Source organism: Arthrobacter sulfonylureivorans, assembly GCF_022637435.1.
Lineage (GTDB): Bacteria > Actinomycetota > Actinomycetes > Actinomycetales > Micrococcaceae > Crystallibacter > Crystallibacter sulfonylureivorans.
Genome location: NZ_CP093326.1, coordinates 1,775,250 through 1,801,379, shown reverse-complemented (window position 1 = coordinate 1,801,379; position 26,130 = coordinate 1,775,250). Strand labels below are relative to the sequence as shown.

Below are 26,130 nucleotides of genomic sequence, written 5' to 3'. Positions count from 1 at the left end.
GCTACCCGCGCTCAAGGAAGGCCTCGCGTTCGGGGTTAAGGTACAGCTCGATGGCCTCCGCCAGCTCCGGATACTGGGACAGCGTGGAGTCATGCTGCAAGATGGCGGTGGCGTCTTCGCGCGCACGGGCGATGACTGCTTCGTCCTTGATCACCCGTAGGAGCTTCAGGGTCGATTTGCCTCCCGATTGCGAGGCCCCGAGGATGTCGCCTTCACGCCGCAGCTGCAGGTCGGCCTGGGACAGTTCGAATCCGTCGGTGGTGGCGGCGACTGCCTGCAGCCGCTCCCGGCTGGGGTGGCCCGGTTCCAGCTGCGTCACCAGCAGACAGGTCCCCGGGAGGCCGCCTCGGCCCACCCGGCCGCGGAGCTGGTGGAGCTGCGAAATCCCGAAACGGTCGGCGTCCAGGATCACCATCATGGTGGCATTATGCACGTCGACGCCGACCTCGATCACCGTGGTCGAGACCAGGATGTCCAGGGTGCCGTCGTTGAACTCCGCCATGGCGGCGGCCTTCTGCTCGGACTCCATCCGCCCGTGCAGCATGCCAATCCGCACGCCGGAGAGCGCCGGCAGGCTGCTGATGTGCTCGATGATTGCGGCCACCGAAGCCATCGGCCGCTGTTGCTCCTGCTGCAGATCGTCCAGCGGATCCGCTTCCTCAAGCTCGTCGTCGCCGATCTTGGGGCAAACCACGTAGACCTGCCGGCCGGCGTCGACCTCTTCGCGGGCGCGCTGCCAGATTCGGTCCTCCCACGCAGGGTGTTCCTGCAGCGCCACCATGTGGGTGGTGATCGGCGCGCGCCCGGCAGGCAGTTCGGTCAACACCGACGTCTCCAGGTCCCCGAAGACCGTCATCGCCACCGTTCGGGGAATGGGAGTGGCGGTCATGACCAGCAGATGCGGCGGTGTGTCGGCCCGGCTGCGCAGTTTGTCCCGCTGCTCCACACCAAACCGGTGCTGCTCGTCCACCACCACCAGTCCCAGGTCCAGGAACTGCACGGTCTCGGACAGCAGCGCATGGGTGCCGACGACGATCCCCGCTTCCCCGGTTGCTACGTCCAGCAGGGCCCTGCGCTTGGCGGTTCCGGCCATCGATCCGGTCAGCAGCACCACCTTGGTGCCGTCGGCGTCGCCGCCGAGCATGCCGCCCTGTGCCAGCGGGCCGAGCGTTCGGCTGATCGACTCGTAGTGCTGGCTGGCCAAGACCTCGGTCGGCGCGAGCAGCGCCGCCTGGCCGCCTGAATCGACCACTTGAAGCATCGCCCGGAGGGCGACCAGGGTCTTTCCCGAACCGACTTCCCCCTGCAGCAACCGGTTCATCGGCGCATGGCCTGCCAACTCCGCGGCGATGGTCTCTCCGACGTCGCGCTGCCCGTTGGTCAGCTCGAAGGGCAACCGGGCATCGAACTTGTCGGCGATTCCGCCGATCCGTCCCGGTCGCGCGGTGGCCTGCTCTGCCGCCGCGATGGCCCGCTTCCGTCCCAGCGCCGCCTGTAGCACCAGCGCCTCCTGGTAGCGGAAACGGTCCCGGGCCGCGTTGGCGGCCTCCATGGAGGCCGGCCGGTGGATCTGTTCATAGGCCTCGGCCAGGGAAAGCAGGCCGTCGCGGATGGCGATGTCCGGCGGGATGGGGTCTCCCAAGCGGCTGAGGTCCACGATGTCCAGCAATGCATCCACCGCGGCCTTGATCCGCCAGCTGCCGAGTTTTGCCGTGGCCGGGTACATCGGTACCGGACGCAAGGCTTCCTCGGCGTCGAAGTCGAAGGCGTCCTCGAGCAGTTGATAGTCCGGGTTGGTCAGCGTGAGGCTGCCCCGGTAGGAGGTCACCTTGCCGGAGAACATGGCCAGCGTGCCGGGCTTCAGCTCGCGTTCGGCCTGGTAGCCGTTGAAGAAGGTGAGGCTGATGTCCGAGGAATTGTCGGTCACCACGACTTCGGTCAGTGAGCCGCGGCGGGCGCGCATCCGGCGCGACGTGCACTTCAGGACCCGGGCCACCAGGCTGGCGTCCTCATCACGCGGCAGCTCGGCAATCATGGTCAGTTCGCCGCGCTTCAGGTACCGCCGCGGAAAGTAATTGAGCAGTTCCCCGGTCAGGGTGATGCCCAGGTGCTTTTCGAGTGCTGTCGCCGAACGCTTGCCGAGCCGCCGCTCCAGCGGAACACCCAGCTCATCGGGCAGGTCAGCCGCCATGGGTGTGCTCCGGCGGGCCCGCCAGTTCCGTCATGGTGACGTTCATCGGCTCACCCAGCTCCCGGATGAGTTCCAGGGCCGCATCGCCGTCGGGCACGTGGGCGTGGACGCGCCAACGGTACCCGCCTTCGACTTCGGTCACCGCACTCATGATGACCGAATCGCCCAGCTCATCCAGCTTCAGGCGCAGCGTGGCAGCATCCAACGGGCTGAGGTTGATGGTGCACATTACCTCGACGCCTTCGTCGATGTGGTCCAGATGCAAATGCGGATCCTGCACGTTGAAGCCGTGCAATCCGTCCAGCAATTCGGGCTGCAGCCCCTCACCCAGGGCACTGGCACGCAGGGTGTCCATGATGAGCAGGAAGCCCACCGCCCCGGCGTCGACAATATGGGCCGATTCCAGGGCACCCAGCTGGGCCTCGGTCCTGACAACCGCGGCGAGAGCCTCCTCCACGATCGCTTCCAGCGTCGCCGCCAGTCCATGATTGCTGTCATCGTGCTGGGCTCCGTGCGCGGCCGAGGCGGCCCGCGACACCGCAGCGATGACGGAGAGCATGGTTCCCTCAACCGGCTCGCTCAGCGCGGACCAGCAGCGGATCTCGGCACGCTGCAGGGCCGCGGCCAGCAGCGGTCCGGTCAACCGGGTGGTTCCACGCAACGGCTCAGCCAGGGCAGCCAGGAAAACGGACAACAAGGTGCCCGAGTTTCCGCGTGCTTCCTCCATGGCGGCCTGGCCTGCTCCGGCCAGGAGTTCACCGACATCGCTCGTGGGGTTTTCCGAGGCGGACTGAGCCGCCGCCCGGATGGTCAGATAGAGGTTGGTCCCGGTGTCGCCGTCGGCCACCGGAAAGATATTGATGGCGTTCAGGCGGTCACTGTGGTTCCCGAGTACCACTTCGGCTTTTGACAGCCAGCGGCGCAGCGCTTCGGCATTGGCAGCAATCTTCGTCTGCAACATGGTCCCATCTGCATGCGCCGGCGATGCCCGCCAACGATCGTCCTCAGTTCTCCGGCGTTAACTGAGCCTACCGCAGCCATCACGGAGAACGAGGCATCAGCCAACTTGTTCGTTAGTTCCTGTGCAGACGCAGCCCGCGCTGACCGCCCGTGACATTTCCCACAACCAATTGGTCGTTGGGCTCATCGCAGTCCACCGCAAATTTATGAATAAGCGACGCGTAAACACCTCCCCGACCAAGGTGCGGAATCTCCGGTCTGCCGGATTTGAGCCAGCCGGTGCTCCAGTACCCGATTTGGAGAGGAATCTGCTGGGCGTGTCAACTTCAAGTCCGATTGGTCCCGTTGGTACGCTTGCTTGGGCAAGGACTGCGCAACCGTTTAAGCGTTGGTAGGCATTTTTCGGATAGGATCACAGCAGTCTCGCACACCTAGGAGTAAATCATGCCTATAGTCATGCCTATCTATGGCACCCGGCCGGAGGCCATCAAGATGGCACCGATCGTCGATAAACTTAACCAGTCGAAGAATCTGGATTGCGTTGTCACGGTCACCGGTCAGCACAGAGATATGCTGGACCAGGTTAACGAACTCTTCGGTATTTCTCCGGATCATGATTTGAACATCATCCAGCCGCGACAGACGCTGAACTCGATCGTCACGAGAACGATCGACGGGCTCGACCGACTCTTTGAACAGGCAAAACCCGACGTAGTTGTCGTCCAAGGTGACACCTCCACGTCGACTGCGGGTGCTCTTGCAGCATTCTATCGTGGGATTGCGGTAGTCCATGTTGAAGCTGGTTTGCGATCGGGCAACCTGTTCTCCCCGTTTCCGGAGGAAGCAAACCGCAAAATCACTTCGCAGATTTCGAGTCTGCATCTGGCTCCAACCGGCATCAGTCGCGCGAACCTTGAGCATGAAGGAATCGCTCCTAAGGACATCGTAGTCACCGGCAATACAGTTATTGATGCGCTACTCAAGACTGTAGAAAAGCAAGTGCCCTTTTCGGATTCCAATCTGGAAGACATCGCCACATCAGGCAAACGCGTGGTGCTCGTAACAACTCACCGTCGTGAAAATCAGGGCCAGGCAATGGAAGGTGTAGGTCGTGCTCTCGCCCGTATCGCCGATGCAGATCCGAATGTCACGATCGTCTTCCCGGTTCACAAGAATCCGGCGGTTCGGGAGGCCGTACTTCCAGCCATCCGAGGAAAGAAGAACGTTGTCATCACCGAACCTCTCGCCTACGGGGAGTTTACTAGGATGCTGTCCTTGGCCCACGTTGTGCTAACAGACTCTGGTGGAGTCCAGGAGGAAGCACCCAGCCTGGGCAAGCCGGTCTTAGTCATGCGCGACAATACGGAACGTCCGGAAGCCGTTCACGCGGGAACAGTCATGCTCATCGGGACCCATGAAGACCGTATTGTCAAAGAGGTGGACCGGCTCCTCAACGAGGATGAGCATTACGAATCTATGGCGACTGCCGTCAACCCGTACGGCGATGGCAGGGCTGCCGAACGGACCGTAGCAGCCATCGAGCAGCTAGTGGGCGTGGGATCCAGAATCGCCGACTTCGCAGGCTAGTAAGATCGGCGGGCCGCTGATCTTACTACCGGAGCATGCTTCCAGGCGCAATCAAAAACGACGAGCAACGAAGTAGATAGAGAAACGATGACCATACAGGACAAGAAGAGAATCGCCGTTATCGGTTTGGGCTACATCGGTCTGCCCACAGCTGTGGTGCTCGCTGTCAACGGGCATGACGTCACGGGGGTAGATGTAAAGCAGAGCACAGTCGAGGCGATCAACAGGGGTGAACTCCCTTTCGTCGAGCCTGATTTGGGCGCCTCTCTGACTGGCACAGTTGCTGCGGGTAAACTTCGTGCTACGACGTCGACACCCGAGGCAGAGGCCTACATCGTGGCTGTGCCGACGCCTTTCAAGGACGGCCATACTGCCGATCTCAGTTTCATTGAGGCGGCGGCCAAAGGAATCGCTCCGCAGCTTCGGGGAGGCGAACTCATTATCCTCGAGTCCACCTCACCGCCGGGCGCAACCCAGCACATGGCGGACATCATAATGGATGAACGGCCGGATCTCAGTTTGGGCGGCGATGCCTCCAATTCCATTCATGTGGCCCATTGCCCGGAACGGGTACTCCCCGGCCGTGTCATGATCGAGCTAGTTGAGAACGACAGAATTGTCGGCGGCCTAACGCCCGGAGCCGCCGAAATGGCGAAAAACCTCTACTCGTCCTTCTGCAAGGCAGATATTCACATCACAGACGCTGTGACAGCGGAGATGGCCAAGCTGGTGGAAAACTCTTTCCGTGATGTCAACATTGCCTTCGCCAATGAGCTTTCCGTGATCGCCGACAAGCTCAACGTCGACGTATGGGAACTCATTGAACTCGCTAACCACCACCCGCGCGTAAACATTCTCCAGCCCGGCCCCGGAGTGGGCGGGCATTGCATCGCTGTTGATCCATGGTTCATTGTGTCGGCCATGCCCGACGACGCCAAGATAATCCGCTTGGCTCGAGAAACAAATGATAGCAAGCCGCAAATTGTGATTGACAAGGCTTTGACCGCACTAATTGGGGTGGAGTCTCCAACGATCGCCGCACTAGGCCTGGCCTTCAAGGCGGACATCGACGACCTGCGCGAGTCGCCCGCCAGGGACATTGCAGGCCGGCTGGCGGACGCGATTCCCAATGGTCAGCTACTCGCAGTCGAACCGAACATCTTAGAGCTTCCAGCCGAATTGCACAATCGCAAGAACGTGCGGCTCAGCGAACTCGAACCGGCCATCGCGGCCGCCGATCTGATCCTCCTGCTCGTCGACCATGAAGAGTTCAAGAAGTTTGACACCGATAAGCTGTTGGACAAAAAAGTCATCGATACCAGAGGAGCATGGCGCCAGGTACAGACCAACGCTCCGGCCTTAGTGTTGTAAACCACATCCAGATCGGCCAGACCGGCACCAGGCAAGCAAGAAGTCGTCAATTGTCTGGACAGCTGTATTTGCGAGCCACGACACCACGGTTTCCAGCTGGTCGGTGGCACGGTGGGGCAGTTATCGTGCCACTGGCAGATCAAACGGACTGCCACGATGCGTCCGAGGCCGAATCGCAAAGCCGGCCGTCACCAACGAACATCTCGGCGAAACAGTTCAATAGAAAACGTTCGGAAACGCTATGGGTCAGCCATTCGGCATCTATTTGCACCAGACGGCTGACGCCAGGAGACTATACTGTCGAAGGAAATTTTCGAACAGATATCCGGGAGGTCGACCTAGTGAGTTACATGCCGACTGAGATTCCTGCCGCTCGGCATCTGGGACGCTCCGCAAGTAAGCCCGCCCAAGAGCATAAGATAATCCGGCAGAGTGCGCTACGTGATGGAAGCAGTTACCAACGCAAGCGAAAAATAGCCGGGTTTATAGTTGCGCTTGTTATCACCGCCGTCCCTGCTATCCTAGCCGCACTGATTTTTCTCAACTAGTCGCACCCGTCAATGCGCACCTGGACAGGGCAATAAAGACGCTCGAGCCTGAGGCTGGCTTGAAGATCTTTCAATTGCCGCAGGAGCTTCCCTACTGGCGCGTTAGGCGAAGCATACTCGCTATCCGTAGACCTGGACCGCGGGACCCGGTGTCTTTGCAAGGCACGGAGACTCATCTACATATAACGTGGTGTCCCTGAATTGAAAGGGCTCACAGTCCCGCGAGCATAGGTGTTGTCGAGACATTTATGCTGAGAACTACGAGCCTTGTTACAGATTACGGGTGAGGTCCACGCTGCGTCGATTTTGTTGAATCTTGCGGGCCGTGTTGTGCTGCCTGCCGTGCGGAACGCGATTGGCCGCCGTGTGCTGATCGAGCCGTCTGTCAGGCATCGAGTCAGTAGGTAGAATAGGATGCGTGAATCGAGGGCGTCAATCAGTCGCCTGGAGAAAAGGAGAGTCTTCGTGGCGAATCAGCACGTCATGCGCAGTCTGAAGCGCCACCGCTACGCAGTGGCAGCCCTCGCAGTCAGCGTAATTTTGGTATTTCTGGCCTTGCAAACAACCTTGGTGCGGAATAACTTCGGTGCAGGGCTAATGTTCGCACTTCTTTCGGTACAAGCAACCATTGTGGGGGTCGGGTTAGTTGCCTACAAAAGCCTCCGCATAATGCACCGCACGCGTAGCAAGCAAGTCACGCAAATTCTTGCAGAGCATCTCTCCGCCGTTGAATCTTCATTGACACGCAATTCTTGGCGTAGCAGCGAGTATTCATCCCTCCTCGATGAACGACTTTCTCGGCACAGGACCGCAGTGCAATCGACTGTCCGTCACAATTCTTGGCGACATGCTGACTGGGCGGAAGAGCTCGGCAAGCAGTTCGAACCTCTAAGAAGCGCCCTCGAAGCATTGACGCCTGTGGATCCAGCCACATCATCCCCAGAATTGACGCCTGCAGAATCCCTGAGCGCCGAAGGATGGCCGGAACCTAGAATTGATTCTCGCCCATTGACCTTGGCCGTCATGGACGAGTTTACGGAAGGTTGTTTCGAGCACGATCTCAATTTGGTACAACCACGTCCAGACAACTGGCTCGCGCTAGCGAAAAAGTACCAGCCAGAGTTAATATTCATCGAAAGCGCGTGGAAAGGCAGGGGTCGTAGCTGGCAGTACCGGATCGGTAATTACAGCGTCACCCCAGGATCTGAACTGAGTGATATGTTCCGATGGGGCCGCCAGAATGGCGTACCCTCCGTCTTCTGGAATAAGGAAGATCCGGTGCATCACGATAAGTTTTTGACTGCCGCCAAATCCGCGGACCACATCTTTACAACCGACGCCAACCTGATTGACTCATACAAGAGAAAGACAGGTAATGCCAGCGTCCACGCTCTTCCTTTTGCAGCGCAGCCTGCCCTCCACAAGCCGAGACCTCTTACGGGCAGGATTCCTAAAGCAGCGTTTGCCGGTAGCTGGTACGGTAATCGACATGCTGAGAGAGGCAGCGCTATGCAATGGCTGCTTGAAAGTGCCCTCGGCCATGGGCTCGACATTTTCGACCGCAACCATGGAACTGGGACATTTCCGTTTCCCGACGAGTTCTTGGGGAGTGTTCGCGGAGGGCTCCCCTACCTAGAGCTTTGCAGGGAGTACGCGAAGTACAGAGTGTTCCTAAACGTGAACTCAGTGACAAACTCCCCCACTATGTTCTCACGGCGTGTTTTCGAGCTAATGGCTTCCGGAACACCCGTTATCAGCACCTACGCCTTGGGCATCGAGGAACTCTTTTCCGATGAAGCGGTCTGGCTAGTAAATTCCCCGGACGAAGCCCGGGAGGCTCTCGACGTCCTACTTAACGACGACGAAGAGTGGCGACGCAGAAGCCTCGCAGGAATCCGTGAGGTGTTTGCACACCATACTTACGCTCACCGCACCAATGACATCTTCAGGATTAGTGGAGTTGGTAATCAGACAGAGACCAGCCCCGGGGTGCTTTTCAAAACGAAAATTGCTGACGCGGCAGATCTCCATACAATCAACACTTTTGCTGAGCATCAATCGTATCGAAACTTTAAGATTATAGCTGAGACTATTTCAGGTTACACCCCCGAGTACTTCAATGAACGGATTACACCCGTTGCTCCTGGAGTGGCAAACGACGTTGCTCTACGCGCAGAAATAAACGGCTACACCCTCATAGGACAGCTATCTACAAGCCACCACTACGGACGTCACTACCTGCGTGACCTCGTGAACGCATCCCAATATCAACCTGGAGGGGCAGGATGGGGGAAATCACTTGAACAAGATGCGTTTAGTTACGATGGAGAAGGATACCTGAACGGATCCATCTGGCGACCAGAAATCTTTCGACAAAAATGGAGTCACTCGGAAGATCATCTCGTAAGACACGACGGTCTTTTCTTCGCCGACTCTTCAGAGTTTTCGCCAGGCACTGCTTTACAGGGATAGGAACAGTATCTAGCTTGGATAATCGACGCGTACTAATTTGCGCTAACCCCGACCTCAACTACATTGACGGCTCTTCTGTATGGGCTCAATCCCTGGCGCTACTTTTCGCAAGAACCGGTGTTGCTACAGTTGATCTCCTGACGAGAAGCACACCGCGAAGGTTCGAGCTTTATGGCGCTCTCGTTGATGAACCCAATATTTCTCTGGTAGATGGACGTAAGGTACTTGGCCTAAAGGGGGACCTGTACTCCCGGCTGAGACACTCATCGAGCTTGGTGAAGGCCGCCCGGATACTTAACAAGACCCAATCCTACGATGTCATCGTCGTGCGGGGCTTCGACATTGCCGTCAAAATGCTCGAGCGCCCCTGGTTGCTGAAGAAAAGCTGGCTCTACCTAACAGACATACCGCAAGTGCTGGAGGACTACTCCGCCGAGCAACGTGAACAGATAGCGCAACTTGCCCTCGGCGCGGCGAGAATCATGTGTCAAACCGAGGAACTCCGGAGTCTTTGGACACACCTTGTTCCCAACATCGATCCTGGCAAGCTTTGCACCTATGCCCCTCTTGTCCCCGACTTTTCACCCACTAGCCCACCAATTGCCGACAGAGAAATGACGGCCGTGTACGCTGGTAAATTCAAGCCGGCCTGGAACACGTTGGAGATGGCGGAACAATGGACCAAACTGCATCCCAGGATCCCAAGCTCCCGCTTCCGGGTGTTCGGCGATAAGTTCAACGCTGACTCGCCAGATTTTGTCCTCAAAATGAGGACCGCCCTCAATGAGACGGTTGGCTTGGAATGGGTAGGCGCCATTTCCCGTGAGGAACTCCAGGAGGAATTGCGGCGTACGCGAGTCGGTCTCTCATGGCGTGCAGAGACGATGGACTCGTCTTTAGAGTTTTCAACCAAACTACTCGAGTACGGTGCGGCGGGTTGCGCTGCCATCGTGAACCGCAATTCGTTGCACGAGTCGCTTCTAGGAAGCGATTACCCTTTGTACGCCAACAGTGCCCGCGAGTTCTTGGCCAAGCTTGAACTGGCTCTTACCTCAGACGAGGTCGCCCAAGCCTCCGCTGACCGCTTGCGTACAGTTGCTACAACCCATACGTTCAGCAACCGAGTTGAGACTGTGAAGAAGTGGCTCGAGTTGAGCCCACAGCAGCCACTCCCCCGGGCAGCAGTCCACGAGCAGCCTCTTAATGTGTTGGTCGCCGGTCACGATCTCAAGTTCTTTCACGGCCTGCAGCACAGTCTCGAGGCCAGTGGAGACTTCAAGTTTCACGTCGATGAGTGGTCAGGACATGCAAAGCATGATAGCGCTCAAAGCAAACGCAAGTTGGCTCGCGCAGACATAGTGTTTTGCGAATGGGCTCTTGGGAACTTGGAATGGTATTCACACATGCGCCTGCCCCACCAGAGCCTGGTCGCTCGATTCCACCTTCAAGAGCGAGCCCTTCCATACCTAGCAAGATCTAAATGGGACAGGATCGACCATATCAGCTACGTGAGCGATATAGTTCGTCGGCAAGGCCAAGAGTCGTTTGGCTTCCCGGAGAATCGGACGTCTGTGATTCCCAACTATCTCGATCCTGAACGGTTCTACCCAAAGAAAAAAACTGGGGACGCAAAGTACACCTTAGGGTTGATCGGTGCCGTCCCTTCTAGGAAGAGATTGGACAGAGCCCTAGACGTCCTCGAAATCCTTCAAGCATCAGATACTCGATACCAGTTAAGAGTCAAGGGCAAACATCCTCTTGAGTATGGATGGCTATTGTCCCGGCGCGAAGAACTTCAGTTCTATCGCAGGGTCTTCATGAGATTAAATAGTTCACCTGTGCTTGCCCACAACGTAGTCTTTGATCCGCCCGGCGATGACGTCAATGACTGGTTCACCATGGTTGGCCACCTGCTATCCCCGTCTGACTTCGAGTCGTTCCACATGGCCGTCGGTGAAGCACTACTTGCAGGAACTAACCCTGTGGTGTGGGACTGGCAGGGTGCGGCAGAAATTTGGGGCGACCACCTCGTCGTCGGTGACTCAAGTGATGCCGCCCGCCGTATCCTGGCAGGTGAAAACGAACAAGAAATCGTTCTCCCCGCCGCCTATCAGGCCAGCCGCGTTGTGGAGGCCTGGCGGGAAACTCTCATTGGCCTGAGCGGCCGCCCGCGAAGGAGTCAACGATAGTGCTTCGGGATGTCCGACAAAACTACGCAAAGCTCCTGATAGACGCCTAAAGTTCGCAGCCGGCCGTCCGAGGCAGCATCCCCTGTTTATATGAAGGATGGCCGCCACTCGATATTGCCTGTCGGGGCCATTGACAGCCGGTAGAGGCCAGTGGCCGCGGTTGTGGGGGCTACGCGGCTCCCACCGGCCTTTTCCCACTGCGTCATCGTGGCGTGTCATGCATGTTGTTGTTGCCGGTTTCGCCCCAGATGGTGTTGTGACGATGCGGTCCATGATCGCATCGGCGTGGACTCCGGAACCGAGTTGCTGGTGCCAGTCTTTCTTTGCGTAGTACATAACGGTCGAGGCGGTGTCGTACCGGCGCTCCAGTAGCTCCAGCAGCATGCTGCGCATGCCTGCGTCGGGGTCGTCGAGAAGCCAATCGTCGATCATCAGCAGGGTGAAAGCCGCGTACTTCTCCAGGAATTTGGTCTGCCCCTGGGGCTTGTCCTTTGCCAGCGCCCAGGCTTCCTTGAGGTCGGACATGCGGATGTAGTGAGCCCGGATCCGGTGCTGGCGGGCCGGCTTGGCCAGAGCGCATCCCAGGTACGATTTCCCGGATCCGGTGAATCCCTGAAATACGACGTCCTGTTGCCGTTCGATGAACGAGCAAGTCCCGAGAGCGTAACCCCGGTGTGTCTACACGGCCTTCGTCTTCGATGCGTTCTCCGAGATGACCGTCGCAGTCAATGTCGCTTCGGAGATGCCCACGCCACTTGGTACAGACCTGCCACGAATGGCTATCTGGTCCCGCAAGAACACCGGCCAGCCAGTCGATGGTGAGCGATCCACAGTTCAGAGGCGGGAAGCCATATACACCGCTGTCCGCTTCACCGAGCACCTGATGCTCGAAGGACTGACAGCATCGATAGGCAGCGTTGGGAATGCCTATGCAGACCGAGTGCGTAGGGCCCGAGTCCATGCCGGCAGGTTCAGAACCATTGAGGACGTCGAAGACGCGACTTTCGAAGGAGTCGACTGGTCAACAACCACCGCCTGCACAGCCGCTCGGTATGATTCACCCGCCGAATACGAGGCTACCTACGAGAGCAAGAATCCCAGCCCCATTCCGGAGATGGCCGCCACATAAGAACGTCTCTATAGAGTCGGGCCGGTTCACGATGTGCAATCCATTTCCGTGGTCTGAGAAACCGACCGCCTTCATGTAAGCTCCGCGCGCCTTCACTCAATCCAGTCTGTGGCGTTTCGACACAGCAGACGCCTCGGGCGAAACCCTTGCGCAACTTCGTCCACGATGGAGAGCCCGACGCCTTCGCCGGCAAGGACCCGACTGACCGGTACCCGCCAGTTACTGGCATCAATAGCAATCGCTAAGTCAGCCACCAGGGCATGCCGCAATGGGTTCTCCCTGCCACCGCGTTATAGTTGTGTGAGATTGTTTGGCGGGTTGGCATGGTGGCCCCCTTTGGTCCAGCGGTATCTCTTTTACCTGGCCCGTTGGGGGCTCTCCGTGCGAACGGCCCGGGGGTGGGTAATGGTTTATGCTGTGATCATGTTGTTTATTGGTCACACGCGGTTTAGTTTGTTCGAGCCCGACTCGGGCGCTTGGCGTGCGTCCAACGGGACACGTTTCAACACCGTGGACGAGTACCGTGATTACCTGTTCTCAGACGAGCGGTTGGCGCCGCGGGCCGAAATCTTCATCAACGAGTCACTTCCGCAGCTCAACGCCGCCATCGGTGACCACGACGTCCTTCATGTGGTGTCCTACTCAGACTCCCTGCCGGCGAGATACGAGAACGCGCTGAAGAACGCTGCGGAGAGATACCCGTTCCTGGTCCTCGACAAGCACTCCGGAGGGAAGTCCTCCAACCCGCGCACCAGCGTGGAGAGGGATGCAGTCTCGCAAATGCGGCCGGCTGGCGGGGTGTACGGTCGGTACCGGCTCGACGATGACGACCTGTTGCCGACAAGCTACTTCGACCAGATCGCCCCGTACGTCTCCCCCGAACACGTGGGCTGGATGGTCTCTTTGGGCTCCGGCTTCACCGGCGTCCGTATCGGTGGCGGTTACTATGACCTGCGCCGGGCGTACTACCCGTTGCTCGCATTGGGGCTGCTGAGCGTCTGCAAGGTCAGCTTGTCTGGAAAATTCATCACTCCTCTCAGCGCGCCGCATGAGCAGTCGGCCCAGACTAATCCGGTCATACTCGATGGTCGGGGGATCGGATACTTCTGGGGGCGGCACCCGCTCCAAGACACTACACTGGGTAGAAGCGCCAGAACGGAAGCTGAGGTCATCAATCGGCTGCGCGACTCAATCTCCGCCTACCCGCCCATCACAGATGTGGATGACCTCAAGGCCCTTTTCCCCGCTGTATGGCACAAGATGCACCGGACGGCCGGGCCAACCGAGGACGCGGCCAACCTATTGCCCGAGGCTGCCGATCTCGTCGAAACACCCTTACGGTACTCGTTCGACCCGGTACGCGGAAAACTTGGCATGGCCGTCTCCCTGGAATGCAGCGGCTCTCCGACTGAACGTAATGCGTTGGTTTCTTTCGACCTTACGGACACCACCGGCGGGCCGGTGCCAGAACACCTCGACGCTGACTTGTTGCGTGCCGGAATCGTCCGCTCCACCAACCCGGACATCGGCTACTATCGGTATCTGCCGACTAATGAGGGAAGCCGAACCATGCGGTATGTCTTCGAGTTGCCGGAGGGCCTAGAATGCCGTGGAGCGTCCGTCCGGCGATTCGGGAAGAGCAGCTGCCAGATCCGCGTCACCAGCCTGTCCTTCCATGAGGCTGCCGACAACGCGGCAGGGTTGCGCGTATAGAGTCGCACGCATGGCCTCCTCGACGACTTAAACGCCGGTCGAAGCTATTCCTTTAGTCTGGTCCATACTCAGAACCCGGCTAGGACTGGCGATAGCGCTCGACCCCTTAATGCGAGACCGGCAGTTACGAGTATTGCTCGTGGGAGCTCAACACTTCCAGACGCGTTCAATAGCGCTCCCTGGATGATCAGCGGGACCAGCAGTGAAGGGGAAGCGGTGGTGAACTTTCGCGCGAACACTTTGGTCCCGCCCGACTCGTAGCCTTCCCACACCACAACTTAGGAATCTTGGGCTCTAGCGGTCGACTCTTCTATGTCTGTCAAGCCGCGTTCGTCGCTATTGCCGCCGCGCTGATCGCGCGGTAGATACGGCGGGCCAAGTAGCGTCTGATGCAGCGACGAATTTCCTTGTCCGTACGGCGCTCGGCGCGTCTCTTCTCCACGTACTCGCGGGTTTCGCCGTCATGGGTCATCCTGACGATCGCGACCATGTGCAAGGCACTGTTCAGGGACCGGTCACCGCCCGGTTCAACCGGTGCCGGACAGTGTTCCCGGAGGACGCTGGGATCGGATTCACCCCGGCCAGGGAGGCAAGTGCTGCGGCGCTGATCGCCCTGAACCCCGTCTCCTCCAGTAACGGTGCGGCCTCGCTGAGCTTCACCAGCTCGTCCAGCCGCTTCTCGTTGTCCGCGAGTTGCTCATCCAGCGCCAGGACGTTTTTGGCCAACCGCACGGCTTCGGCACGGGCGATGGACAAGAAAAGCTCTTCCTCGCGGGAACGCCACTTTGAGACCTCGGTGATCTGGGTGCCGTTGAGCTTCTGGCGGGCATCGATGCCCAAGTCGTTGCCGCGCACCAGTGCGTTTAGTGCGTTGACCGACCGGGTCCGGTCCCTGCTCATGGCTCCCCGCGCCGTGACCAGGATCCTCACGCCCTGGCGGACCCCGTCATGAAAGCGTGGTCGACGCAGCTTGTCCCCCGGCAGGGGCAGAACGGCCATGGCGATCCGGTGGGCGTCCAGGGCATCGGACTTGCCCACGCCACGGCGCTTCTTGGCATCCATTCGCGGCGCCTCGGCGACTGGGAATCCGTGGGTTGCCGGCGTGCGACCCAGTTGATGGCCCGGTTGATCCCGGCTGTGGTGGTGGGGAATGACTGCGTATCCAGTAGTGCGCCGTTGGTGGCGTCGAGGATGGCGTAGACATGGTTTCGGGCGTGCGTGTCGACACCCACGACAAATGGATGGGCATGCGCAACGATAGACATGGCGGTCATTCGTACCTTCCTCTTCACGGATGTGGTCATGGCCGTCAACGGCCGGCACCAGTCCGGGTAGAGGTCACCAAAGGAACAACACTGTGATGGGTCACGCCCCGCAAGGGGTGGACAACCTTCTGATCAAGCTACCTAGTAGGTGGGCCGGACGGGTGCCGGTCGGACCACCCCGATGACGGACAAGTCGACCGAAGGACACCTGGGGTCAGTTGCAACATGAGTCACGTCCACGGGGTGGAACGGCCGATATCCATCCTGCCAGCCAGTCCCAGACCAACTACGAACAACTCTCACAGTTGCAACACCCGAATTTGGGAGTTGCAACGACCGTGTTCTCAAATAAGAGTTCGTCCCGCAGGTCGAGGAAGTATTCCTGCAGCAGAAAGACGAGTTCTTTCCGTCTGTGCAGGCGGGAATCAGTGTCAAAGCAGCTGCTGGCGAGCTGCGACTGATATGTAGGTTTGGCTGTCAAGAGTCGTAGGTGAGCGGCTCCCGGGTGTTCGGTTCCGGGGCCGCTCACCTTTGTGCCCAATACGGTTGATCGACGGCAGCGGGGCGAGTCATTTTCGACTGGCATGGTCAGACTGATATTCGCGGGTTGGGTACCGCATGACGATTATTCGGCCGGAGCGTTCGGGTGTCTAAAATCGAGCGTCGGAGCGTGTCAGGCGCCTGCTCATAGTCGCGTCTCCGGTTGGCTCCGCGTGCTTGCCACGTCGCTGCCACGGTCGGCCGGTGGGCACGTTCTTGGGGGGGGTCAGGCCGCGTTCATGGGTTCTCCTAGTTGGAGCGGGACTGCCAGCGACCAGCACCAGCCTGCGAGTTCGCGGGCAATCGCGGTGTTGGCTTTGACGGACTTCTTCTTCCGGGCATCGAAATGCTCCCATTTGCGGTGCAGCCGGTGGTTCCCTTCCAGCGCGCGGATCCGGGTTGCCGGGTCGACCAGATCCAGTTGGTGCAGCATCCTGAGGCCGGGGCGGGCGAACGGTCGGCGGTGATGCCAGGCGGCTTCGATCAGGAGTTTACGGGCATAGGTGCTGCCGGCTTTAGTGATCGGGCCCTGACTTCGGGACTGGCCGGAAGACTGTTCGCTGGGAACAAGGCCCAGGTAGGAGCCGATGGAGGATCCGGTGAAACGGGTCCAGTCACCGATCTCGACCGCGAGGCCGAACGCGGTGGTTACCTGGATGCCGCGAAGACACATCAACGCGTTGATGACGGGGGCATACCTGCAGCGTGACGCCGTGGCCATGAGCTGCTTATCGATGCGTTTGAGATGAACGGCGAGCAGTTCGGCCTGTTCCAGGTCGGCGTCGTAGGTGAACTGATCAACCGGGTCGGTAAAGCGCTGTCGGTGCAGCCAGGCATGATGCTCCAGGGTCCACTTGGTGTCTTTGGGGTAGCGGATGCCATGGCGGAGCAGGAAGGCGTTGACGTGTTGGCGGGCGTGGGCAAGGTCCTTGGCCGCTGCCGCACGCAGTCGGGAGAGATCGCGGAGAGCTTCGGTCTCGGCATCGGGTATGCGGACTTCGGTGACACTGCCGACGGCCAGCATCTCGGCCAAAACGCGTGCATCCCGGCGATCGGTTTTCACATGGTCGCCCGGGGCTCGCAGAAGCTTGGACGATGCCGCGACCACGCAATCGATGCCTGCTTCTTGCAGGAACCGAGCCAGGACATAGCCGGTCGGCCCTGATTCGTACACTGCCTTGACTGGCGGTTTAAAACGCCGCACCCATTGAAGGACCACCGCCGGGTCAGGCGGCAGCGTCTTCCGGACGAGTTCCCCGGTTTCCGGGTTGAGGGCGCAGCCAACGACGTCGACGGCGTGAACGTCAAGACCGATGAAAGTATGCTCGAACATAGCCGGGACCTCCCAAGCTTCACATGCGGCACTACCATTGCACCCCCGGCAGCCCCTCGGGCAAAGGGGATAGCCGATGGCAACCCGCGGACCTGTGACAAGGAAGGCCCCGGTTCCAGCGAACGGACATACCTGCTGTCCGTCCGGATACAGGACATCACCGCCGGGCAGCAGGCCGCGGGAGCGCCGCCTGCTGCTGTACTGGACGGACGCTGCCAAGCCGGCGCTACGCGGCCGACCGGCGATAATGGCCATCCGGGGCCGACAGCGAGCCAATCACCCGTCCCGTTCATATTGTCTAAAAACGCAATGTGTACTACTGCGTCCTAATGACCCTGCCGGTGGGAGACCTGCTTCCGGGTACGCCGCGGGGAAAGCGCACATGGGCGCAGAAGGGGGCTTCTTTCGGGTGTTCGTGCGCCTGGGCAGCGTGGCCGAGACCGCTGCCAGCTGAGGCTGAACTGGAACACCTGCTATCAATGGATGCGGCGGGCCGGGCTGGCCGGCCGGCCCGGCCCGGCCCGCCCAACCCTGGAGGACTTTCAGATCCATGGGAAGGACGGCTTCCTGAACCAAATGATCAAGGCGGTCCTGGAGCGCGGACTCCAGACAGAGCTCTCCGAATATCGTGGATATGAGAAGGGCGATCCGGCGGCCCGGTTGCTGCCGAATGCGCGCAACGGCTCTTTTCCCAAGGCATTGGCCAGCTAAGTCGGAAATCGTAAGCTGGCTATACCGCGCGATGATAACGTGTCCTTCACTCCGCAACTGGTGCCCAAGCAACACGCCGCAACGGCGGTCTGGACGACATGATCCTCAGCCTCGATGCGGGCGGAATGAAGATCCGCGATATCCAGCTCCATCTTGAATCCACTATCGGCACTGAGCTCTCCCGCGAGACGTTCTCGGAGATCACCGATGAGGTCCTTGAAGAAGTCATCGTTTGGCAGCAACAGCCGTTGGACCCGATTTATCCAATCCGGCGACACACCCTCAGGGTGCGGGCGGCACTCCAGCTGGAAGAGGACTTCACCGTTGACGATGCGCCGGGCACTCTACAAGCGGTCTGGAAGGTCAAGGAGTAGCTCAGGGCCCTACTGCGCACCGCTCATTGGAGGCCGCCGCGGCGGCCAAGAAGGTACTCGAGGAACTCGTCTAAGCAGCTGCACGGCCGGATTCGAAACAGGCTCCACCGCACCGTTTGCCGGTGGTGGAAGGAGATCGAGGTGCCGATATTTACCGGCGCCACGACGGGAAAGATCGACCAACAACACCGCGATCAAAAACATCAAACGCCTCGCGCTCGGCTACCCAACCCAACCAACTACAAATCGGTTACATTGTTCAGAAGTGCCGCCCGGACGGAGGCATGACGCTCATCCCGGGAATCCATTTCCCCACGATCCACGAAAAGCCGACATCCTCGGCCACTGGCTCCACCGACAATATCAATGGCACCGAAAGGCAATATGGGGCAGCCTCCAAGCTTTCAAATACTCACCTCTCAAGTCGCACCGATACGCTGAGAATACGCTTGCGCACTTTCTGCAGTCTATTTCACACTAATAGCAATATTCTCGTAAACTTCTTTGTATATTTTTGCATTGCTTTGCCAAGTAGGGATGCTGCTCTTCCCGATCCGCATTTTTCTCCGTTCAGGCGTAAATATTTCAGGCTTCGAGACCAAACATTTGAAGATGTCTGCCAGCGCTTCACGGTCACCGGGGGGAAAGTAACTAACGGTATCATCACCATACTCACCCACTTCACGGAGCGCAGGAATGTCGGCCAACACATTGATGCAGCCACTAGCCATCGCCTCAAACGGCTTAAGCGGTGTTACCAGCTGAGTTACGCGAGCCATCGAACGAGGTGTCACAAAGACATCTATGGCCGCGTAATAACTTGCTACGTTCTCGTGATCTACACGCCCGGTGAAATTTACCCCGTCCAGTTGACGTTCACGCACGACCTGTTGAAGCTCGTTCAGTTTGGGTCCCGCCCCGACAATCAGGAGCCGATGTTCGATTGCGGGCTCACTTCTGGCGAAAATTTCATAAGCATCGATAAGTGTTTCGATGTCTTCGTGGGCTGCAAGCGTAGAAATGTATCCGAAGACGAGCGCATCTCCCTTTATATCGAGACTCCCCCGAATCTGCTGAGACGCTAGCTCGCCAGGGGGTTGGCGGTTTACCGCTGCATTTGGAATGACCGTAACATCGCCGGCCTGGACTCCAGGAGATTCATCGCGCACGATGAATTCCTTCAGCGTCTTCGAAAGAGTCACTATGTGTGACACTCGCTCCCTCGCCGCACGTTCAGCCTTTTCCGTCCATTCGAAGTACTCCGGCAAGCCAAACATCTCGATGCCGTTTTCAGTTGCAAGCCACTGTTCAGTCTGCGCCGTTCGAGTGAGCCACGATTCTTCCCAAATCCCTCTAACCTCATACACGACAGGCACGGAAAGTGCCTCACCGACATGAGTCGCGAGAACAACATTAACAAAATTGGAGTGAGCGTGAATTACCCGCGGACGAGATTGCTTAACCAACTCATACAATGCGCTGACATTTTCTTCTATCCAGTCACGTATTTTCAATTCTGACCTAGCACTGTCACCAAGCGATATCATGCGTACAGGTGAATTGCTTGCCAGTAACTGTTGCTCGTCCGTAAGATTATTAATTCCGCCAGATTGGACGGCTATAACAGGATTGAGACCAGCTTCAAACTGGGCTTCGGCAGTGTGTTTGGTCCTAATTGTGTAGCCGTTTTGTTTCTTTGGGAAACATTTACCGACCAGGTGTAGTATCGGTCCGTCCGGATCATGGCTTTTTCCCGCAGCAAGTTCTGGCATCATTCGCCATGGGTTCTTGAGAAAGTCAGATTCACGCGCAAGTTCGTCTGCACCACGACGGCCGGGAAGTTTGGTTCCTCTACGCTCTATTTCCTCTGCGCACGCTAGAGCGTGTACCAGGTATCCGGTATCTCGCGCGTGCGCGAGCATCTTTTGAAGGGCCGAAAGCGGTAGTTGCGAGTACAGATCGAAGTCGCGGACAACTTCCTTTGCTTCCAGCAGGTGGTTGGTAGAAACCAGTCCGAGCGCCAGCGGCAGAGACTCTTGTACAGTCAAGATTGATCGAAGTGGCACTGCATCCATTAGGGCCCTACGGATGGTCATGACAGCACCTATGTCTGGCGCACCGGCACTAGCCAGACCAGGACTAGGCGCCACTGCCTTGCCCATAGGGTAGATTCCTGGGGTTGCACTCTCGACTGCGTCGTGCTCTGTCGCCTGGAGGTGCTTGATCGTGAGACTGCCAAGCCCCGATAGTCGAACTGTCAAAAGAAGTGCGTGAGCTCGTGGGTCCGCGATGAAGATGGACCTATATCCATTGTCCACAACTTCCCTCGAAATTCGCTTACCGTCCCGTGAAAATTCATGAATAACAAGTTGAACTTTGACGCTGCCACTAACATCGGCAACTAGACCAAAAATTATTCCGTGCCCACGTTTCGCGGGTAGCTGGACACCAGACCCGGGTTTCAGTGATTTGAGATCGTCTGCCTCGCCGTTGAGTATCAAATGGACAGTGTAAGCGGCTAATTTTTCTACGCTTAGAAAGCCGTCGTCTGTCAACTCCACTTGTGCAGATGATGTATTGCCGAGACACCACTGGTTGGTCCACCCCCAGCTAGTCTCAAACCTTGGCAAGGGAAAGTTCTCAGCCATCTCGCTCCTTAGTGAAAGCTGGGCCATTTCCGCGGGGCAATCGCGGCACCCCAAACTCATGACAGCGACATGAATAGTTGGGTGTCGCCGTGTGTACCGACGCGGATCAGGCGAACTCGTATCGGAATTATCGAACTATGTGTTGTTGCAATTCGGAGAACACTTCTTCGTTTTCCGCACCTGCGTGACCGGACTCGTCAGAAAACTCACGGGTTGTAAGCTTTTCCGCGTATCCCGAGGACTCAACGTACTCCATGAAGGGCGTGAAGTGGTTGTCATAGTGGTCAACGTCCTGCATGTTCTGAGCGAGGAAGATACTACGTGCTCCCACCATCACTTCAGGATCAAGGGCTGTGAACTTATACTGCTGATCTTGCGGCACTCCCCCAAGGTCATCGGCGCTGTAGCACACCTTGGACATGCGCGTGGTCCACTTGACGGGATACTTCCAAAGGTCCGTCTGGGGGTTGATCGCGATCACTTGTAGTCCCCGGTAGTAACGTGCGAAGCGCAGCGCAGCGAATCCGCCACCGCTGGACCCATAGGAGAAGACCTGATCCTCACCAACACCCATGGTTTTCGCTACCGAGGCAACAATCTCTGCAATGTGCGCCAGGTAGTCGCCCTGGCTGTTGCCTGCATACCAGGCGAGCCCGAGGTTGTCGTGGTGGTAGAGCGCGGGGTCCGAGAAGTACAAGCAGCTAGCGGGGAACTTGGAAGCCCAGCTCCAGCGCTGGAATACTGGCGGCTCGAACATGCTCCTTCTGGCGTCTCCGGAGAAGAACACAATGAGTCGCGCCGTCTCAGGTTTGGGGGCGAAAATGAAATCAAACCGCTCACCCTCGAATTGTTCTGTGTAGAGACCCCGGTCCTGGACGTCGAGGTCTGCCGGCCCCTCCCAGTTATGGCGCGGGACACTGTCCAGGTGCTTGATCGATGTCTTCTTAGCCTTCATACTGCTCGACCTCCACGCCTAGACCGGACAAACGCTTCAAATACGCCGCCGGAGTACAGTTCTGTTCGATGAACTGGACCGCGCGCTGCTGCTGTTGTGCATAGCGCATTGGATCCCACAACTTGTTGACTACATCATTGACTTGGTCCGGCTCCGCATAGACCGCTGCATCTTTGAACACGGGTTCAAAGTGACCTGGCAGAACACAGACCACCCCGTAGCTCATAGCTTCGAGGATGGCCATGCCGAAGGCCTCGAGCCAGCCGTCGCTGTGGAAGTAAACAAAGAAGTCGATCTTCTCCGACAGGTACTCTTCCACGCTGATCTCGTTAAATGCATAGATCTCCCAGGAAGGCGGGTTCCGCGGGAGGAAGCCCTGCCGCACAGGCACCTTGGCGCCTCCCAATATGCAGACATTCGCAGACCCGTCAGCCGGATAGACCTGCTTGAAAACCTGTCGGTCGGAGGGCCACTTTGCGGCGTCATCACGCGCATGCCGTCCAATCGTTGGCCTGCCCGCGCGGTAACGGTTGTGGCTAGCCTGCTCTTTGAGCTCGATGATGCCTTTCCAAGAGAAGCTTGTCAGGTCTGAGGCTGGCATGAGAGGCGCGATCATGGCCCCGATCTGCTCACTCTGCGGGGCCCAGAGCGGCCGCACGCCGAAAAGCCCCTCGATGTTGCGGGTGACGACGCCGATGTCATAGCTGCGCCGCTCTCCGCTCGGTTCGAACGGCGGGTGATTGGAGACGACGACCGCCTTCTTCGGCTTCAACCTAGCGGCCCCGTCCGGCGCCACCTGCAGCGCGGTGGGCCACCGGACCACGAGAAGGTCAGTCTCAGCTGCGGTGTCCAGTGACAGCCGGTCCACCTGGCCGGTCAGAACCAGGTCATCGATGTTGCGGCTGAACTGCCGCTTGGAAGCCGATGGGATCAGACCGTTCTGGAACGGGATCACGCCGACCCGGAGGCCAGCCCTCAGACAGACCGAGATCTCGTTGAAGAGCGAAGTGGAGTTGCCGGCGAGGAAGCCGAACTCCGAGGCGAAGACCACGTCATATTGGGCGGGCCCCTCCGTGCGAGCTCCTGGCAGGTAAGCGGCCGGGGCGACGAAGCGCCGCTCTTCCAGTGACTTCGGCATATACGGTGATTCGCCGGATTCCCGAATCTCGCGATGCCAACTCTTATAGCCACGAAGGTAGGCCCGGCGTTCCGGAGCGAGGTAGCCCACACCCATGTCATCACGGGTCAGGTTTGCACCGTCCATGAGAGCGAAAGCCAGGGGCGCCTTGGTGATCGGTTCCACGGTGATGCCGTAGTAGTTCTCGATGCGGCTCTTGAACTCCGAGTCGCCGGATTTTCGAACGGTGTCCCAGTAGCCGAGGTCCTTCAGCACTGGATCGCGTCGGAACATCAATGAGGCCATGGAGGGGTAGACCACTCGTCCGGTGGCGGAGCGCAGCATCAGGGTAAGCTGTTCGTCCACGCGCACCCAATTGGTCATATTCGCCACCCGATCGGGGGCTGCCAAAAAGTCGCGAACCTGCAGCTCAATCTGCTGGGGGTGGTGCCAGTCGTCCTTATCGGCGACTGTGATCAGATCACCAGTGGCAAGATCCAATGCTTCATTGCGCACAGAGTAGGAGCCACGGTTCACCTCATTGAGCACCAGACGAATGCGGGGGTCACGTTCAGCGAGCTCCTGCAGCTGCTTCCGGTATGGAGTGGCGTAGCCGTCAGCATCCTGCTCGGGTGAGCAATCATCGATCATGATGATCTCGAGGTTGCGCCAGGTCTGCTGCAATAGGGAATCGACCGCGCTGTTGGTTGCGTCACTGGGTTCGTAGATCGGCATGATCACGGTCACCAGGGGTGAATCCTGATCCTCAGTGGCTGGGGGCAGGTCCGTGGTGACATTGTAGAAGCTGATGCCTCCCTGCATCGAGACTGGGGCAATGCCATCTTCTTCAAGCAGCTCGTTGAAGCTAGCCAGCCAGACGTCGGTGTAGCCGGGCGTTCCCGCCACGTTGGGATTGACCGCGTTGAGCGCCAAAAGGTTCTGCGAGTAATTATGCTCGATATCGGGATCTTCCACTCTAAGCACACGGGCGGATTCCTCGAACTCGCCGCGCCATCGTAGTAGGTCCCCATAAAAGGCGCGATCTGTGCCGGTGATTTCCTTCAGTCCGTGCCATTCTTCGAGCATGGAGTAGAGGGTCAGAGCATCGAGCTGGTCTGTCTCGTCTCGAGGAGCGGCAAAGAGGAACCGAGCCATGGCGAGGACACCGGATTTCCAATGCTTCTCTCGCAACATCCCGCCAGCGGACTCTCGGAAGAACTGTGCTCGATAGGACTCGAGAATCCCATGGAGCTGGCCAAAGTCATGGCGGCCATTGGAGGCAGCGTAGGCGAGGACATCGCGGGCTCCGCCATTGCGATTACGGATCGCGTTAGTGGTAAACCACTGGAGCCGGCCTGGATTGAGGCGAAGCTCCTCAACCCAGTACCAGATCGCCCCTCGCGCAGGCTCCAGCACATCGCCGGCTTTCCTCTTCTCGGAGACGATCGCCGCTTCGAGCTCTTCCAGGCTGATGTCTGCCCGCGCCTGCTTGTAATTCTCAAGAAAAGATTCGACAAATTCTCGACGATCAGCTCGCCTTGCATTGCTCAGAAGCTCAGTTGCATACTCCGAGGATGACGCCTGCAGCGCCTGAGCAAGTAAGAAGCTGTCGGTTGCCAAAAAGGAGTGGTCCTCCCAGAGCAGCCGCTCCCCCTGCGGGTGGACGGCAACAAGGCGCAAATGGGCCGTACGTCGCTCAAGAACCGAGGAAGGCAGGGCCAGCGCGTATCCCGCTCGGCGGACGCCATGCTGCAGTTTGGCCTGCTTGTTCTTCAAGACGGCCGAGGACCGGTGGATGTCCGTCTCTTCCGTCTCAGTGACTTCACGCAGGACGAGCTCCACGGGGAAATCTAGACCGTCCGTGTGGAATGCCCACCCGGTGAACACCCCGCCGTCGAGAACACACTCTGAGAGCATGAACTCCCCGCCGGCGTCCTGAACGATTCTCTCGGGCAGTCCCGAGGGCCTGCGGCCGGCAGAATCTCCCAAGCGGAGGTCAAAGGTGTTGCCGATTTCGGCTCCGGGCTCGAACAGTGGCATGGAGTCGGTGAATCGCCCCTCAAGGGGGATCTCGCCGGCATAACGCTGGGTCCCCTCGCCCTTGAGGTCACCTTCAAACGGCTCGGCAAGCGCGTGGAGGATCACTTCTGCCTCCCCCAGACGCAGCGCCAGCCGCCGATGCTGCGTCTGGCCCGTCAAAGTGATCGACGCATAGCATTCTGTCAGTGCAACATGCGCGACGCCGATCTCGGGACGAACTTGGGCGTGATTAATCCAGGTGGAGGAGGTGTCGGGCGCACCGTGCACAAGACGCTGAGCTTCACGCGCTGCGACGTCACTATCCTCTGCGGCAAGTTCCAGTGTCTGATCCAAAACAGACACGGGAGCGTGCGGCTCTCCCCCAGCGAAGATCTTGACGCGGTGTACCCGACCGTCGAAGAACTCGGAAGGAATCTGCGCCCCGTACATAAATCCGACAGGTCCGTCGAACTTCACCGTCGTGCGCTTCCACGGAAGGGCACGACGGTCAGTTCGCGCTTGGTCGATAACCTTGCCATCCACGGTCACGCGGACATATGCTGGCTGATTTTCGGCGCATGCCCACCCGGCCACTTGGCCCCGCGGCGTGACCAGGAAGTCGGCGCTGAGACCTTTCGTGCCCGCGATCCGGGCATCAGCCGTACTGATCCTCTTCTGCGTGAGGACATTGCCTGTCCCGCGGTGGATGAGGGCGACGTCGTGCTCTTCGCCGGTCCAAAACTGCGGAGGCAAGTTACCCAGGAAACCCACATTTCGGGTTCTGAACTCCTCAGCCGAGAGTTCGTCGCGGAAGATGTTGCAGGTAAGGGCGGAGACTGTCTCCCCGTTGACCACGACGTCCAGGACCGCATTTCCCTGATCGGCGTCCGGCTCGTACACCCAACCGCTGATCCGATCGGCCCGGTAATTGACAATCTTGAACTTCATAAACCTGCAATCTCGTGACGCGCCATAGGTGGCGAGGGAAACATAAAAGCTACGAAAGTC

12 protein-coding genes and 3 pseudogenes are annotated in these 26,130 nt (G+C 58.7%); 7 read left to right on the top strand and 8 right to left on the bottom strand.

The genetic code is table 11. From position 1 onward, the window contains the following. Position 1: 1 nt before the first annotated feature. Complete coding sequence (locus MNQ99_RS08515; RefSeq protein WP_422387510.1) at positions 2-2,191, bottom strand: ATP-dependent DNA helicase RecG; 2,190 nt, start codon at positions 2,189-2,191, stop codon at positions 2-4. Beyond that, entirely contained in the window at positions 2,181-3,116 is a 936-nt protein-coding gene (locus tag MNQ99_RS08510) for a DAK2 domain-containing protein (protein ID WP_127511664.1), read from the bottom strand. Before MNQ99_RS08510 ends, MNQ99_RS08515 begins: the two co-directional genes overlap by 11 nt. 479 nt (positions 3,117-3,595) lie before the next feature. Between MNQ99_RS08510 and wecB the strand changes: the two genes are divergently transcribed. The 4 genes from wecB (at position 3,596) to MNQ99_RS08490 (ending at position 11,318) form a co-directional block, all read left to right on the top strand. After that, the gene (gene wecB / locus MNQ99_RS08505) at positions 3,596-4,738 is read left to right on the top strand and encodes a non-hydrolyzing UDP-N-acetylglucosamine 2-epimerase (protein ID WP_241915115.1); all 1,143 of its coding nucleotides are present in this window, start codon (positions 3,596-3,598) and stop codon (positions 4,736-4,738) included. Positions 4,739-4,825: 87 nt separating this feature from the next. Beyond that, complete coding sequence (gene wecC, locus MNQ99_RS08500) at positions 4,826-6,109, top strand: UDP-N-acetyl-D-mannosamine dehydrogenase (RefSeq protein ID WP_241915114.1); 1,284 nt, start codon at positions 4,826-4,828, stop codon at positions 6,107-6,109. A gap of 1,013 nt (positions 6,110-7,122) precedes the next feature. Further along, positions 7,123-9,129: a CgeB family protein gene (locus tag MNQ99_RS08495; RefSeq protein WP_241915113.1), complete on the top strand. Its 2,007-nt coding sequence runs from the start codon at positions 7,123-7,125 to the stop codon at positions 9,127-9,129. Between the two features lie 275 nt (positions 9,130-9,404). Further along, positions 9,405-11,318: a glycosyltransferase family protein gene (locus MNQ99_RS08490; protein WP_241915308.1), complete on the top strand. Its 1,914-nt coding sequence runs from the start codon at positions 9,405-9,407 to the stop codon at positions 11,316-11,318. Positions 11,319-11,520: 202 nt separating this feature from the next. On the opposite strand, the pseudogene MNQ99_RS08485 reads toward MNQ99_RS08490, so the two are convergent. Further along, positions 11,521-11,978 (bottom strand): annotated as a pseudogene (locus MNQ99_RS08485) (ATP-binding protein); the annotation flags it as partial. 52 nt (positions 11,979-12,030) lie between these two features. Between MNQ99_RS08485 and MNQ99_RS08480 the strand changes: the two are divergent. Both MNQ99_RS08480 and MNQ99_RS08475 read left to right on the top strand, forming a co-directional pair. After that, the gene (locus MNQ99_RS08480) at positions 12,031-12,447 is read left to right on the top strand and encodes a hypothetical protein (RefSeq protein ID WP_241915112.1); all 417 of its coding nucleotides are present in this window, start codon (positions 12,031-12,033) and stop codon (positions 12,445-12,447) included. Positions 12,448-12,870: 423 nt separating this feature from the next. Beyond that, on the top strand, positions 12,871-14,160 hold the full coding sequence (locus MNQ99_RS08475) for a glycosyltransferase (RefSeq protein WP_241915111.1): 1,290 nt from the start codon (positions 12,871-12,873) through the stop codon (positions 14,158-14,160). A 319-nt stretch (positions 14,161-14,479) separates the two neighbouring features. Here MNQ99_RS08475 and MNQ99_RS08470 read toward each other — a convergent pair. Both MNQ99_RS08470 and MNQ99_RS08465 read right to left on the bottom strand, forming a co-directional pair. Then, positions 14,480-15,434 (bottom strand): annotated as a pseudogene (locus MNQ99_RS08470) (transposase). 757 nt (positions 15,435-16,191) lie between these two features. Beyond that, positions 16,192-17,298 (bottom strand): IS110 family RNA-guided transposase, encoded by a 1,107-nt coding sequence (locus MNQ99_RS08465; RefSeq protein ID WP_241915110.1) that lies wholly within the window; start codon positions 17,296-17,298, stop codon positions 16,192-16,194. Positions 17,299-17,781: 483 nt separating this feature from the next. Here MNQ99_RS08465 and MNQ99_RS08460 point away from each other — a divergent pair. Then, positions 17,782-18,278, top strand: a pseudogene (locus MNQ99_RS08460) (transposase); the annotation flags it as partial. A 572-nt stretch (positions 18,279-18,850) separates the two neighbouring features. Here the strand turns inward: MNQ99_RS08460 and MNQ99_RS08455 are convergent. The 3 genes from MNQ99_RS08455 to MNQ99_RS08445 all read right to left on the bottom strand — a co-directional run bounded on the left by MNQ99_RS08455 (position 18,851) and on the right by MNQ99_RS08445 (position 26,070). Further along, entirely contained in the window at positions 18,851-21,031 is a 2,181-nt protein-coding gene (locus MNQ99_RS08455) for a glycosyltransferase (protein ID WP_241915109.1), read from the bottom strand. 127 nt (positions 21,032-21,158) lie between these two features. Continuing rightward, the gene (locus tag MNQ99_RS08450; RefSeq protein ID WP_241915108.1) at positions 21,159-21,986 is read right to left on the bottom strand and encodes a hypothetical protein; all 828 of its coding nucleotides are present in this window, start codon (positions 21,984-21,986) and stop codon (positions 21,159-21,161) included. Next, positions 21,976-26,070, bottom strand: coding sequence for a glycosyltransferase (locus MNQ99_RS08445; RefSeq protein WP_241915107.1), 4,095 nt, complete (start codon positions 26,068-26,070; stop codon positions 21,976-21,978). Before MNQ99_RS08445 ends, MNQ99_RS08450 begins: the two co-directional genes overlap by 11 nt. Positions 26,071-26,130 lie beyond the last annotated feature (60 nt).

Bases quoted from the DNA above. Each gene is read 5' to 3' on its own strand.
- wecB (WP_241915115.1), top strand. From the start codon at position 3,596: ATGCCTATAGTCATGCCTATCTATGGCACCCGGCCGGAGGCCATCAAG.
- MNQ99_RS08465 (WP_241915110.1), bottom strand. From the start codon at position 17,298: ATGTTCGAGCATACTTTCATCGGTCTTGACGTTCACGCCGTCGACGTC.
- MNQ99_RS08455 (WP_241915109.1), bottom strand. From the start codon at position 21,031: ATGGCTGAGAACTTTCCCTTGCCAAGGTTTGAGACTAGCTGGGGGTGG.
- MNQ99_RS08480 (WP_241915112.1), top strand. From the start codon at position 12,031: ATGACCGTCGCAGTCAATGTCGCTTCGGAGATGCCCACGCCACTTGGT.
- MNQ99_RS08450 (WP_241915108.1), bottom strand. From the start codon at position 21,986: ATGAAGGCTAAGAAGACATCGATCAAGCACCTGGACAGTGTCCCGCGC.
- MNQ99_RS08515 (WP_422387510.1), bottom strand. From the start codon at position 2,191: ATGGCGGCTGACCTGCCCGATGAGCTGGGTGTTCCGCTGGAGCGGCGG.
- MNQ99_RS08475 (WP_241915111.1), top strand. From the start codon at position 12,871: ATGTTGTTTATTGGTCACACGCGGTTTAGTTTGTTCGAGCCCGACTCG.
- MNQ99_RS08445 (WP_241915107.1), bottom strand. From the start codon at position 26,070: ATGAAGTTCAAGATTGTCAATTACCGGGCCGATCGGATCAGCGGTTGG.
- wecC (WP_241915114.1), top strand. From the start codon at position 4,826: ATGACCATACAGGACAAGAAGAGAATCGCCGTTATCGGTTTGGGCTAC.